The following is an 11,574-nucleotide window of genomic DNA, read 5'->3' as shown; positions in this document are numbered from 1 at the left end:
GTGATGGCGGTGCTCGGAACGAAGCCGCTGATGGAGGCGATCAGGGCCTGAGACGATGGCGCTCTGCGCCTCGTCGCCACACCCGCCCCGCCGTAGCTCAGCACGTTTTTACACGGCCTCGACTCATAGCGGACCTCTGATCACGACTCAGAAGGGCAACGAGTGCGCTCCAGTGCTTTCGTGATCGCGCTCATAAACACCCTCACCCTTGGCGAAAGCATCCGTGCGCTGGGATAGAGGGCGGCGATCGGCGGCGCATGAGGTGAGGCGTCGAGCGGAAGTTCAATCAACTGCCCCGTCTCTAGATCGTTCGCGACCGACCACGTGGATAGCATCGCGATACCGGCGCCGACCCGACAGGCTGCATGCAGGCCGTCGATCGCATCACAGGTCATTCGACCGGACACGCGGACCTTTTCCACTCCAGACGGACCCTCGAATAGCCAGTGTGGGCTGCCGACCAGAGTGAGACACTCGTGTCGTGAAAGATCGCTACGCGTTGCCGGGTTTCCATGCTGCGCAAGATAGGCGGGCGATGCACAGACGACGCGACGTACCGTTCCAATGCGACGCGCCACCATTTCGGTGTCGCGAAGATCAGCGATCCGTATCGCCAGATCCAGGCCTTCAGCAACGAGGTCTACGAGGCGTTCGGTCAGTCGCAACTCCACCCGCAACTGCGGGTGGGCTGCAAAAAGATCGGGCAGCAGGGGAACAATGACCTCTCTCCCCAACGCTGCGGGTGCCGTCAGCCTTAGAAGTCCGGAGGCGCCCGAATGACCGGGCCGGAGCGCGTTAAGGGCTTCCGTTTCGCGATCGAGGATCTCGCGGGCGTGAGGAAGGAAAGCCTGACCTTCGTCTGTCAGGGATAGCGAGCGGGTCGAGCGTTGCAGCAGCCGCGCGCCGACTTCGCTCTCCAGCGCTGAAAGCCTGCGTGATGCTACCACGGGCGCGAGGCCGTGACGTCGTCCAGCAGCCGCGATGCTCCCTGTTGAGACCGCAGTGACGAAAACCGAAAGGGCCTGGGTGTCTATATCCACCTCCTTTTGCATTCTCGCCGGTATGCCGTTTTTGTACCGGCCGGAAAATCATTGGTGGGGATTGTAGCACTAAATGCCGGCCGGCACCTTCCAGTGATGCCGCATGGAGATGTGCAATGATCGATCTGACTGGCCAGGACATTCTCGTCATCGGAGGCAGCTCGGGCATCGGCCGGGCGACCGCCGTCATGGCCGACGCACTGGGCGGGCGGGTGACGATTGCTTCGCGATCCCACGACAAGGTCGAGGCGGCTGCGAAATCCAATCCTGGCTTACTGGGACGAACGGTCGATGTGATGAGCGACGACAGCGTTGCAGCGCTGTTCGCTCAAACGACTGCCTGGGATCATGTAATCGTCACCGGCTCGGAGGTACGAATGGCTGCGGTTAGGGAGTTATCAATTGAGGCGGCTCGGGCGGCCGTCGACAGCAAGTTCTGGGGATTCTATCGGGTCGCCCGATACGCCGACATCAAGCCTGGGGGATCTCTTAGCGTCGTTGCTGGATTTTTGGCGACACGCCCTGCCGCCACACGCGCATTGATGGGCGCGATCAACGGCGCTTTGGAGTCGCTGGTTCAGGGTCTGGCGCTGGAGTTGAAGCCGGTCCGGGTCAACGCGGTGTCGCCCGCGGTCGTACAGACGGAGATGTGGAACGGGCTTGAGGCAGACGCGCGTCAGGCGATGTTCGACAAATTGGCGACGCACTATCCCGCGGGCGTCGTCGGCCGACCGGAGGATATTGCTCGTCAACTGCTTTTGCTCGCCGCCACGCCCTACGCCACCGGCACCGTCGTCACTTTGGACGGCGGCGCGTCCATTGCCTGAGGAAACTCATGTTTAAACGCATGTCGGTTCTGGTCCGGCGTCCTGACCACGACCGGAGGACGTTTTCAAACCTGTGGCGACGGCATGCCGCGCCTGTGTCGCAGCTGCCCCGGATACGGGGATATATTCAAAATCATATCGAGACAGAGTTCAGTCCCGCTTCTCCGATCAAAGCCGACGGATTTGTTGAACTGCTATGGGATCAGCCTGAAGACATGGCGATTGCTTTCGCGAGCGATGCGGCTCGCCCCATGGTCGAAGATGAGCCCGGCTTCCTCGGCCATGGTTCGGGCTATGCCATTAGTGGCTCAGCATGGCGGTTTGAGGCACTAGCCAGCAAACTCGTCATCATTGTCACACGCGACGGGTCCGTCGTTTACAATGCCGCAACGAACTTGCCGGGGCTGAAGGCCTGCTTTCGCGATGACGTATCCGCACTCATAGCTAAGCCAGGCATGACGCCACCCCAAAACGTCGATACCTTCTTCCACCTGTGGTTCGCTGATGACCCGGCAGCCCGCGACGCAGCAATAAGGATGACTGAGTTCAGCCAAAGCACCGTGGACTTTGGCGTCTACTTGGTGAGACCGATCCGATACGTCTGACCGACGGCCGCTTACCACCCAAAGCCGACATTTGCCGCGTCCGTTCCCCGCAGTAAAAATCCAGTGCAATCTGTGCACTTCATCCGATCCCATAGTGATCCGCCAGCGCCTGCAGCGCCTGTTTCAGGACGGTCTTGCCCTGGCGACGGCGCAGGCCCAGGCCGGTTTCGGCCAGTTGCAGGCTGTCGCCGTGGATGCAGATGCGGCTCAGGATGGGGCGAAGGCGCGGGCCGACGGCGGTCAGGGCCTGTTCGACGCGGCGGGCGGCGGACAGGGCGCGGTCGGTCGGCTCCATCCGCGCGGCGGTTCCCTAGCCGGAGGTCGGCAGGGCGTCCCAGCGCATGGTGACCGAGGCGCCCTTCGTCGCCTGTTCCGCCTCGCGCCGCAGTCGTTCGCCGGCGGCGGTCTCGGCCGGGGTCAGCCAGGGGCGGCCGGACGCATCCTTGCGTCGCGCCAGCCAGGCGATGGGGCTTTCACCCAGATTGGCCCGCGCGCGGACCATGCGGCCGTCCGGCTGCATCAGGTCGCGCTCGCCCGCCACGAAGCCGGGACGGCCAGGGGCGGGGGCAGCGGCGGGGGACGGCGTCGGGTCCGGCTGGGCGCGTCCCGACCAGCCGCCGCCGGGCCGCACGCGCAGGCCGGGCTGGTCGATCAGGGCGCGAAACTCGGTCTCGGTCAGGGTCAGGCTGATGCGGCTGCGGCGATCCGGCGACAGGCGCAAGGCATAGGCCCCGCCCTCGGACGACAGCCAGGCGCCGGGCTTGGCCATCAGATCGCGCGCGCGTTCCAGAAGCCGGCTCATTGCGGCAGTTCCAGGCGGGGCGACTGATACAGTCCCTGGATGCAGCCCTCGAGGTCGTTCATCAGGTCGTCGAGGCTGCGCTGTTCGCGCTCGTCCTCGACCCAGCGGCAGGCGGCGCCGACGCTGGCACGATTGACGCCGAAGACGTGGCCGACCCGCTCCATCGTCCAGCCATAGGCGACGTGCGACAGGTACATGGCCAGCCAGCGCGGGCGGGCCGCGCGCGGGTTCATCCGGCCCCGACCGGTCATCTGCGACGGATGGGCGCCGGTGCGCGCCGCGATCAGATGAATGGCCAGCCCGGCCTTGACCTGATCCTCCTCGGTGACCGGCACGCTGTATTCCTCCAGCACGAAACGTCTCCCTCTCACGAACTCTCGACGCCGGCATCATAGGCGGCTGCGACGTCGCGATAGGAATATCATCCTACTGTGCGCCAAAATCGGTCGTGGCGGCTTAACCGCCTTGAGGTTGCGGGCAGCACGTCGTGCGTGAGGGAGGTGAGAGGACGGGCGGTCTGTCGGCCGAAACACGGGGCGCGGGTCCAACATGGTTAATAAATTTCGAATCGTTGACACCAGCCTCTCGACGCCGATTCGCAAATCAGCCTAGATTCGCCTCAATTGGATGGCGTTAACCCTTCTTAAGGTTTTCACGTCTTAACTTGCGAACAAGGTTACCCGGCCGTGTGTCAGGGTGGTTACCGCAAAGCTTTTGCCTGGAGGGGCACGTATGCGCGTCCTGTTGATTGAAGACGATCACGCAACCGCCCAAAGCATCGAACTGATGCTGAAGTCGGAAGGCTTCAACGTCTATACGACGGACCTGGGCGAGGAAGGCATCGATCTGGGCAAGATCTATGACTACGACCTCATTCTTCTTGACCTGAACCTGCCGGACATGAGCGGCCTGGAAGTCCTGCGCCAGCTGCGCGTCGGCAAGGTCAACACCCCGGTCATGATCCTGTCGGGCAGCCACGAGATCGAAACCAAGGTCAAGACCTTCGGCGGCGGCGCCGACGACTACATGACCAAGCCCTTCCACAAGGACGAACTGATCGCGCGCACCCACGCCGTGGTCCGCCGCTCCAAGGGTCACGCCCAGGCGATCATCCACACCGGCGAGATCGCCGTGAACCTGGACGCCAAGACGGTCGAGGTGAACGGTCACCGCGTCCACCTGACGGGCAAGGAATACCAGATGCTGGAGCTGCTCTCGCTCCGCAAGGGCACGACCCTGACCAAGGAAATGTTCCTGAACCACCTGTACGGCGGCATGGACGAGCCCGAGCTGAAGATCATCGACGTCTTCATCTGCAAGCTGCGCAAGAAGCTGGCCACCGCCGCCGACGGCAAACACTATATCGAAACCGTCTGGGGACGCGGCTATGTCCTGCGCGACCCGGCCGAGGGTGTCGTCACCGTCGCCGCCTGATCGACGTTCGATCCACGATTTCGAAACGCCCGCCGGAAACGGCGGGCGTTTTGCGTTGAGACCCTACTGCCGCTTCGCCGGCATGTCCCTCCCGCCCTGGTGCAGGACTAGGCCCTCGACGGCGCCGGCGGCGTTGCGGGTGAAGGTGATCTGGGCATCGACGGCGGTCAGGTAGAAGGCGTCCTCAGCCTCCGCCGTCAGTTCGAAGGCCGGCTGGCCGGTGGCCTGGGCCATCAGCTTGCCGTCCACGACCGAGATCGTCAGGGCGAAGGTCGGGGCCAGATTATAGACGCCCTCATAAGCCTTCAGCACCTCGGGCGAGAGGGCGACGGCGCGGCGTTCGCTGGGCAGGGTGACGGCGCCGCCGCGCGCCAGGGTGACCAGGGCCGCGCCCAGTTTGTCGGGCGCCTCGCCGTTCAGATTGCCCAGGACGATGACGGCGGTCCGGTCGCCAGGATCATAGGCCATATAGGTGTTGAAGCCCTCGATGGCGCCGTTGTGCCAAACCAAACGCTTGCTGTCGGCCTCGGACACCATCAGCCCCATGGCGTAGCCGTTGCGCACCGGCGTGGTCAGGGCGGTCATCGACTGGGCGTTCAGCAGCCGCCCGCCGAACAGGCCCTGTTCCCACTTCAGCAGGTCGTGGGTGGTCGAATACAGGGCGCCGGCCCCGGTCGGGATGCTCATGTCCACATAGTCGGCGTTGACGACGCCGTCGGCGCCCGGCGCATAGCCCGACGCGCGGCGGGGCAGGATCACATCGTGGCGGTCATAGCCGCTGTCGCCCATGCCCAGCGGCTGGAAAAGGTTGGCCTTGACGAAGTCGGCGTAGGTCTGGCCGCTGGCCGCCTCGATGATGGCGCTGAGCAGCACATAGCCCGAGTTGGAATAGGCGAACCGCGAGCCTGGCGCGAAATCCAGCGGCCGGTCGCGGAAGCGGGCGATCAGCTGCGGCAGCGTCGCGGGCCGGGTCTTCTGGGCCTCAAAGTCGGAAAAGGCGGTGAAGTTGGGCACGCCCGCCGTGTGGCTGAGCAGATGGCGCGGGGTGATCGCGTCCCAGGCCGCCGGGGCGTCGGGCAGCCAGGTCTTGATCGGCGCATCCAGATCCAGCTTGCCCTGCTGGTTCAGCAGCATGACCGCGACGGCGGTGAACTGTTTCGACAGGGAACCGAGGCGGAACTGCACATCACCGTCGTTGGGGATATTCCACTCGCGATTGGCCAGGCCGTAGCCCTGATCCAGAAGGATGCGGCCGTCGCGGGCGACCAGGACGGAGCCGGAAAAGGCGTCGGCGTCGCTGGAGGCGCGGATCACCTGGTCCATGCGCGCCGCGTCCTGCGCGGCGGCCGGGCGGCTGGCCAGCGGGCTGAGCGTGAGGGCCAGGGCGCTGGCGGCCAGCAGCAGGATAGCCGGACGGCGGCGGGCGAGGAACGAATGAGGCAAGGGGCGGTCTCCTGAACGCGTCACGCTAACGCTTTCAGAGAGAGGCGGCGAGCGCGGCGTTCGGATGCAGGCGCCGCGTCCCTTTTTGTCAGGGCTGTGGAAAGGTCAGGGTCGCCTCCAGCCCGCCGCCCTCGGCGTTGGCGAGCGTCAGATGGGTGCCGGCGCGTTCGGCCATGCGGCGCGCGATGGTCAGGCCCAGGCCGGAGCCGCCGCTCTCGCGCGAGCGGGACGGATCGAGGCGATAGAAGGGCTCGAACAGCTTCTCCAACTGATCCGGCGCCACGCCGGGGCCGTGGTCGCGCACGATCAGGCGCACCGCATGGTCGTCGCGCACGGCGCTGACGGCCGCGTCGCCGCCATGGCGGACGGCGTTGTCGATCAGATTGGTCAGGCAGCGGCGCAGGGCCTGGGACCGGGTCGGCACGACGGCGTTGCAGCCCTGGCTGAAGACGACCGGCTGGCCCGCCTCGGCCGCGTCCTCGCAGATGGCGGATAGAAGCGCGTCCAGATCGACGGGGGTCACGGCCTCGACCGTGGTTTCGATCCGGGCCAGGTCCACACCTTCGCGGACCAGATGCTGCATGCCGGCCAGGTCGCTGATGAGCTGGGCGCGCAGGGTCTCGTCCTCGATCTTTTCGACACGCAGCCGCATCCGGGTCAGTGGCGTCTGCAGATCGTGGGCGACGGCGGCCAGCACGCGCGTGCGATCCTCGATCAGGGCCTTCAGCCGGGTCTGCATGGCGTTCAGGGCGGCGGCGGCCTCGCGCACCTCGCGCGCGCCCTCCTCGACCAGGGGGGGGCGATCCAGATCGTGGCTGAGGGCGACGGCGCCCTGGGACAGGCGGTTCAGCGGCCCGGCTGCCAGACGCGACGCCATCCAGCCGGTCAGCAGCACGGCGGCGAGCCCGGCGAACAGCAGGACGGCGGCCTCGCGGCTCAGCGTCCAGGGGCGCGGAGCGGGCGGCAGGCTGATCGCCACCGGGACGGGCGCGCCATTAACCGGCCGCAGGACCAGGATGCGGCACCGCAGGCGATCGGTCGCCGCGCCGCACGCCCCGGCCGAGGCCTCGAACGCCTTGACCGAGACGCCATCCACGCCTCGCCGCTTCAGGGCCTCGGCGACCGCGTGGGTCAGGGACGGGTCGGGCGCGCCCAGCTTTTGGCCCGCCGCATCCGGCAGTCCGTCGGTCAGGCCGGCGGCGGGATCGTCGCTGGAGCCGGCCAAATCCACGATCCTTTCGGCGGTGGTGAAGTCATGGGCCTGCGACAGGCGGTGACGATGATTGAGGCCCAGGGCGGCGAAGGTCACGCCCGCCGCCAGCAGGGCGCCGACCAGCAGCAGCAGGAACAGCCGCGTGGTCTCGGCCTCGGCCCGGCCTTGGCGGGTTCTCACGCTCGCCATGTCACAGGCCCCGCCAGCATATAGCCCAGGCTGCGCACCGTGCGGATCAGGGCCGGGGCCTTGGCGTCGTCGCCCAGCTTCTGGCGCAGGCGGCTGACCCTCAGATCGATGGCGCGGTCGTCGGCGTCGGCGACGGTGGACAGGGCGCGGATCCGCTCGCGCGACAGGGGCTTGCCGCCGTTCCTGACCAGGGCGTGCAGCAGGTCGAAATCGGCGCCCGACAGCGGGGCCAGCCGTCCGTCCGGCGCCGTCAGGGCCCGCGCGGCGATGTCCAGCGACCAGCCGGAGAAGTCGGCGTGTCGTCCCTCGCTCGTCGTCGCCTCGCCGCCGGTGCGCCGCAGGACGGTGCGGATGCGGGCCACCAGTTCGCGCGGCTCGAAGGGTTTGGCCATATAGTCGTCGGCGCCCATCTCCAGCCCCACGATGCGGTCGATGGGATCGCCGCGCGCCGTCAGGATTATGACCGGCGTTTTCGACGCCGCCCGAATGCCGCGACACAGCGACAGGCCGTCCTCATCCGGCAGGTTCAGGTCCAGCACCACCAGATCGACCGGCCCGGCCTCCAGCGCCGCCTTCATGGCCCGACCGTCGGCGGCCTTCACCGTGCGAAACCCGTGCTGCTCCAGATGGTCGGACAACAGGTTTCGGATCTCGCGGTCGTCGTCGACGACCAGAAGGACGGGGGCGGCGGAGGTCTGGGACATTGGCGTTGGGCGAGCGTTAAGAAGCGCGATCTGTCGTCCTGTCTCATGGCCAAAGCGCGGCGGATACAGTCGGACACAATTCTCTTCGCCGACGATACGCGGCGACACCGACCGGCCCCGAACCGGCCGGACGCGGGTCCGAAACAGTGACTGTCCGACACGAGGCCGGACGCCAAACACACAGAAAGACCCGCCATGAAGTCCTTCCGTTCCACCGCCGCTTTCGGCGCCGCCGCACTGGTGATCCTGACCAGCGGCGCAGCCTTCGCCGGCACACCTTCGGCCCCGTCGTCGGGCGCTCACGCCCGCCCCGCCGCCTCCGCCCGTGCGCATCACCGGGTCAGCCACGCCGGCACCCACCGCGCCGTGACGCCCGCCAAGAAGAAGTAAGGCCCGACACCTTGCTGGTCCTGCCGGCGTCCCCGGCCGGCAGGACACCCGACACTCCTGAGACTTCGACCTTCAAACGAAAGACATCGACATGAAATCCTTCCGCACCGCCGCCGCCGTTTCCGCCGTCGCCTTCGTCGCCCTGACCAGCGGCGCCGCCTTCGCCGGCACGACCCCGGCGCCCTCGACCGCCATGACCGCCCGTCCGGCCGCGACCGCTTCGGCGACGACCCCTGCGCCGTCGGCCCGCGCCCCGCGTGCGCATCGCCGGGGTCATCAAGCCCAGGCCCAGACCTCGGTCCAGGCGCCGGCGACCGTGACCGCCAAGAAGAAGTAAACCGGCCGCCCCCTCCGGTTCGCAAAGGAACGCCCGGCTGTCGCAAGACGGCCGGGCGTCTCCGTATTCAGAGGCCTGTCGTCAGGCCGGGGTCTTGAAGCCTGCCGCGAGGGCGGCCGCCATCGGATTGGGACGGCCGAAGCTGTCGAAGGGCAGGGGCTTGTCCCGGCCATCGTCCTTGTCGCCCTGGCGATACCAGCTGTCGGTGTCGCGCAGGCCCCAGACGGTGAAGGCGAACTGCTGGGCCTTGGGCAGGGCCGCGAAGGCCGAGGCCAGTTCGGTGACGCGCGCGCCCTGGGCCGCGATCCGGTCGGCCTGGCTGCGGAGGTCCAGACGGTTTTCGGTGCGCAGGGTGCAGTCCAGCTCCGACACATGGATCGGCAGGCCGAACTGGCTGATCTCGCGCATATAGGCGGCGATGACGCCCTCGGGGATGTCGATCCACAGGTGGGATTGCAGGCCCAGGCCCTGCAGCGGACAGCCGACCTTCAGCAGCCGCTCGACCAGTTTCAGGAACTGCGCGCCCTTGGCCGGCACGCTCTCCTGATTGTATTCGTTGAGAAACAGAACGGCGTCAGGATCCGCGGTCCGGGCCCTTTCGAAGGCGCGCAGGATATAGCCGTCGTGGCCGTATCGCGCCGACCAGTGGCAGTCGCGCATGCCCGAGCCGTCGTCCAGGATCGGCTCATTGACCACGTCCCAGCTGCGGATCTTGCCGCGATAGCGGCCGGCGACCGTGGCGATATAGCTGTCGAAGGCGCGGTCGAAGGCGGCGCCCGACAGGCCGGCGAAGGCCTCCTTGCCCTGCGCGTACCAGATCAGGGTGTGGCCATGCATCGCCATGCCCTCAGCCCGGGCGAAGGCGGCGATACGGTCCGAGCGGTCGAAGTTGGCCCGGTCCAGGCCGTCGGCCAGGATGTACTCCATCTTCATCTCCCACTCGGGCGTGAGTTGGGAGACGTTGGCGCGGGCAAGCGAGACCCAGTCCGGGTCGTCGATCTGGCTGGCCTTGATCGCCGTGCCGAAGGGCGCCGGGGCGATGGACTTCAGCGGGGGGACGTTGGGCGGCGACGGCTCCGCCGAGGCGAAGCGGTCGCAGGCGGCGAGCGCGAGCGGGGCGGCGAGGATAGCGCGGCGGGTCGGCGTCATGCGTCTCCCTCCAGCGAAGGCAGACGTAGAAGGCTGCGGGTCGTCAGACCGCACGCTTCCGCAGGCCCAGCTCGTCGAAGGCGGCGGTTTCGCGCTTGGCGAGGGCGATCAGCTGGTTCAGGCGGGTGGTTTCGGCGACGTGTTCGAACTTCTTCAGCTCTTCGAAGGCGCCGGTCAGGGCGTCGCGGGCGCCGGCTTCCTCGGCGTCCAGCACCGACAGGTCGCCTTCGGCGGCGGCCTTCCTTGATTTCCAGCCGTTCAGATAGGCGCCCAGCATCATGCCGGCCTCGGCGTCCATGCGGGCGCGGTTGCGTTCGCCCTCGGCCTCGGCGTCCAGCACGGCGATGCGGAGTTCGGCGCCGGCGCGGCGTTCGGCGATCTCGGCCAAGCGCTTCTGCAGCGTCTCGACCTCATAGTTGGAGATGCGGATCAGGGATTGGGCCCAAGCGGTCATCTAAATCATCACTCCCTGATCATGCCTTGGTTCAGGATTGCTTCCAGCCGGGTAAAGGAATCGGAAAGACGCGTCGCATCGTCCTTGTCCTGTCCCAGAAAATCTTCGAGCGCCGGATTCAGGGCGATGGCCCGGTCCACGATGGGGTCGGCGCCGGTGCGGTAGGCGCCGATCTTGATCAGTTCTTCCATATTGGCATAGGCGCTCAAACACTGGCGCGCGCGCTTGTTCAACTCGCGCTCAGGCGGGGTCTGGCAGCCGGGCAGGGTGCGGCTGACGGACTTCAACACGTCTATGGCGGGGAAGCGACCGCGCTCGGCGATCTTGCGGTCCATAACGATGTGACCGTCCAGAATACCGCGCACGGCGTCGGCGATCGGCTCGTCATGGTCGCCGCCGTCCACCAGCACGGTGAACAGGGCGGTGATGGGCGCCGCCGTCGTGCCGTCGGGGCGGATCGGGCCGGGACCGGCGCGCTCCAGCAGCTTGGGCAGTTCGGTGAAGACGGTGGGGGTGTAGCCCTTGGTGGTCGGGGGCTCGCCGGCGGCCAGCCCGATCTCGCGCTGGGCCATCGCAAAGCGCGTGACGCTGTCCATCAGGCACAGAACTTCGAGATCCTGATCGCGCAGATATTCGGCGATGGCCATGGTCATATAGGCCGACTGACGGCGCTTCAGGGCCGGTTCGTCCGACGTGGCGACCACGACGACGGCGCGTTTCAGCCCCTCTTCGCCCAGGGTCTCTTCCACGAACTCGCGCACCTCGCGGCCCCGTTCGCCGATCAGGCCGACGACGACGGCGTCGCACGTCGCCTCCTTGGCCAGCATGGACAGCAGCACCGACTTGCCCACGCCCGAACCGGCGAAGATGCCCAGGCGCTGGCCCCGGCAGGTGGTGGTGAAGACGTCCATCGCCCGCACGCCCAGATCGAGGCGTTCGCCGACCCTGCCGCGCGAATGGGCGGGCGATGGACGTCTTCACCACCAC

General features: G+C 67.0%; 12 protein-coding genes and 2 pseudogenes. 5 read left to right on the top strand and 9 right to left on the bottom strand.

What is annotated here, in order from left to right:
* Nucleotides 1-140 precede the first annotated feature (140 nt).
* Nucleotides 141-1,052, bottom strand: coding sequence for a LysR family transcriptional regulator (locus GGC30_RS15825; RefSeq protein ID WP_153926047.1), 912 nt, complete (start codon nucleotides 1,050-1,052; stop codon nucleotides 141-143).
* Between the two features lie 104 nt (nucleotides 1,053-1,156).
* Here GGC30_RS15825 and GGC30_RS15820 point away from each other — a divergent pair, with 104 nt between their 5' ends.
* The gene (locus tag GGC30_RS15820) at nucleotides 1,157-1,867 is read left to right on the top strand and encodes an SDR family oxidoreductase (RefSeq protein WP_153926045.1); all 711 of its coding nucleotides are present in this window, start codon (nucleotides 1,157-1,159) and stop codon (nucleotides 1,865-1,867) included.
* An 8-nt stretch (nucleotides 1,868-1,875) separates the two neighbouring features.
* Entirely contained in the window at nucleotides 1,876-2,472 is a 597-nt protein-coding gene (locus GGC30_RS15815) for an EthD family reductase (protein ID WP_153926043.1), read from the top strand.
* Nucleotides 2,473-2,551: 79 nt separating this feature from the next.
* Here the strand turns inward: GGC30_RS15815 and GGC30_RS15810 are convergent.
* Nucleotides 2,552-3,241: pseudogene (locus GGC30_RS15810) on the bottom strand (DUF6456 domain-containing protein).
* A gap of 29 nt (nucleotides 3,242-3,270) precedes the next feature.
* Nucleotides 3,271-3,627 carry a chromosomal replication initiator DnaA gene (locus GGC30_RS15805; RefSeq protein WP_370452033.1) on the bottom strand — a complete coding sequence of 119 codons (357 nt, stop codon included), beginning with the start codon at nucleotides 3,625-3,627 and terminating at the stop codon, nucleotides 3,271-3,273.
* Nucleotides 3,628-4,006: 379 nt separating this feature from the next.
* Between GGC30_RS15805 and ctrA the strand changes: the two genes are divergently transcribed.
* On the top strand, nucleotides 4,007-4,708 hold the full coding sequence (gene ctrA, locus GGC30_RS15800; RefSeq protein ID WP_017505852.1) for a response regulator transcription factor CtrA: 702 nt from the start codon (nucleotides 4,007-4,009) through the stop codon (nucleotides 4,706-4,708).
* 63 nt (nucleotides 4,709-4,771) lie between these two features.
* On the opposite strand, the gene GGC30_RS15795 is transcribed toward ctrA, so the two are convergent.
* The 3 genes from GGC30_RS15795 to GGC30_RS15785 form a co-directional block, all read right to left on the bottom strand.
* Entirely contained in the window at nucleotides 4,772-6,151 is a 1,380-nt protein-coding gene (locus GGC30_RS15795) for a serine hydrolase (RefSeq protein WP_153926041.1), read from the bottom strand.
* An 88-nt stretch (nucleotides 6,152-6,239) separates the two neighbouring features.
* Nucleotides 6,240-7,553, bottom strand: coding sequence for a cell wall metabolism sensor histidine kinase WalK (locus GGC30_RS15790; protein ID WP_153926039.1), 1,314 nt, complete (start codon nucleotides 7,551-7,553; stop codon nucleotides 6,240-6,242).
* Nucleotides 7,541-8,257, bottom strand: a complete 717-nt coding sequence (locus GGC30_RS15785) for a response regulator (protein ID WP_153926038.1) — start codon at nucleotides 8,255-8,257, stop codon at nucleotides 7,541-7,543. Before GGC30_RS15785 ends, GGC30_RS15790 begins: the two co-directional genes overlap by 13 nt.
* Before the next feature lie 195 nt (nucleotides 8,258-8,452).
* Here GGC30_RS15785 and GGC30_RS15780 point away from each other — a divergent pair, with 195 nt between their 5' ends.
* A complete protein-coding gene (locus GGC30_RS15780; protein ID WP_153926036.1) occupies nucleotides 8,453-8,647 on the top strand; it encodes a hypothetical protein in 195 nt (64 codons plus the stop codon).
* 91 nt (nucleotides 8,648-8,738) lie between these two features.
* Nucleotides 8,739-8,984 carry a hypothetical protein gene (locus GGC30_RS15775; RefSeq protein WP_055753007.1) on the top strand — a complete coding sequence of 82 codons (246 nt, stop codon included), beginning with the start codon at nucleotides 8,739-8,741 and terminating at the stop codon, nucleotides 8,982-8,984.
* Nucleotides 8,985-9,065: 81 nt separating this feature from the next.
* On the opposite strand, the gene GGC30_RS15770 is transcribed toward GGC30_RS15775, so the two are convergent.
* The 3 genes and pseudogenes from GGC30_RS15770 to GGC30_RS15760 form a co-directional block, all read right to left on the bottom strand.
* Entirely contained in the window at nucleotides 9,066-10,133 is a 1,068-nt protein-coding gene (locus GGC30_RS15770) for an endo-1,4-beta-xylanase (protein ID WP_153926034.1), read from the bottom strand.
* A 43-nt stretch (nucleotides 10,134-10,176) separates the two neighbouring features.
* Nucleotides 10,177-10,587 carry a hypothetical protein gene (locus tag GGC30_RS15765; protein WP_055803572.1) on the bottom strand — a complete coding sequence of 137 codons (411 nt, stop codon included), beginning with the start codon at nucleotides 10,585-10,587 and terminating at the stop codon, nucleotides 10,177-10,179.
* Between the two features lie 8 nt (nucleotides 10,588-10,595).
* A pseudogene (locus GGC30_RS15760) lies at nucleotides 10,596-11,558 on the bottom strand (FliI/YscN family ATPase); the annotation flags it as partial.
* Between the last annotated feature and the right edge of the window lie 16 nt (nucleotides 11,559-11,574).

The organism is Brevundimonas sp. SPF441 (assembly GCF_009661015.1).
Classification (GTDB): domain Bacteria; phylum Pseudomonadota; class Alphaproteobacteria; order Caulobacterales; family Caulobacteraceae; genus Brevundimonas; species Brevundimonas vesicularis.
This window is presented reverse-complemented; position numbering and strand designations above follow the sequence as displayed.

Bases quoted from the DNA above. Each gene is read 5' to 3' on its own strand.
- GGC30_RS15825 (WP_153926047.1), bottom strand. From the start codon at position 1,052: ATGCAAAAGGAGGTGGATATAGACACCCAGGCCCTTTCGGTTTTCGTC.
- GGC30_RS15815 (WP_153926043.1), top strand. From the start codon at position 1,876: ATGTTTAAACGCATGTCGGTTCTGGTCCGGCGTCCTGACCACGACCGG.
- GGC30_RS15770 (WP_153926034.1), bottom strand. From the start codon at position 10,133: ATGACGCCGACCCGCCGCGCTATCCTCGCCGCCCCGCTCGCGCTCGCC.
- GGC30_RS15790 (WP_153926039.1), bottom strand. From the start codon at position 7,553: ATGGCGAGCGTGAGAACCCGCCAAGGCCGGGCCGAGGCCGAGACCACG.
- GGC30_RS15820 (WP_153926045.1), top strand. From the start codon at position 1,157: ATGATCGATCTGACTGGCCAGGACATTCTCGTCATCGGAGGCAGCTCG.
- ctrA (WP_017505852.1), top strand. From the start codon at position 4,007: ATGCGCGTCCTGTTGATTGAAGACGATCACGCAACCGCCCAAAGCATC.
- GGC30_RS15765 (WP_055803572.1), bottom strand. From the start codon at position 10,587: ATGACCGCTTGGGCCCAATCCCTGATCCGCATCTCCAACTATGAGGTC.
- GGC30_RS15775 (WP_055753007.1), top strand. From the start codon at position 8,739: ATGAAATCCTTCCGCACCGCCGCCGCCGTTTCCGCCGTCGCCTTCGTC.
- GGC30_RS15780 (WP_153926036.1), top strand. From the start codon at position 8,453: ATGAAGTCCTTCCGTTCCACCGCCGCTTTCGGCGCCGCCGCACTGGTG.
- GGC30_RS15785 (WP_153926038.1), bottom strand. From the start codon at position 8,257: ATGTCCCAGACCTCCGCCGCCCCCGTCCTTCTGGTCGTCGACGACGAC.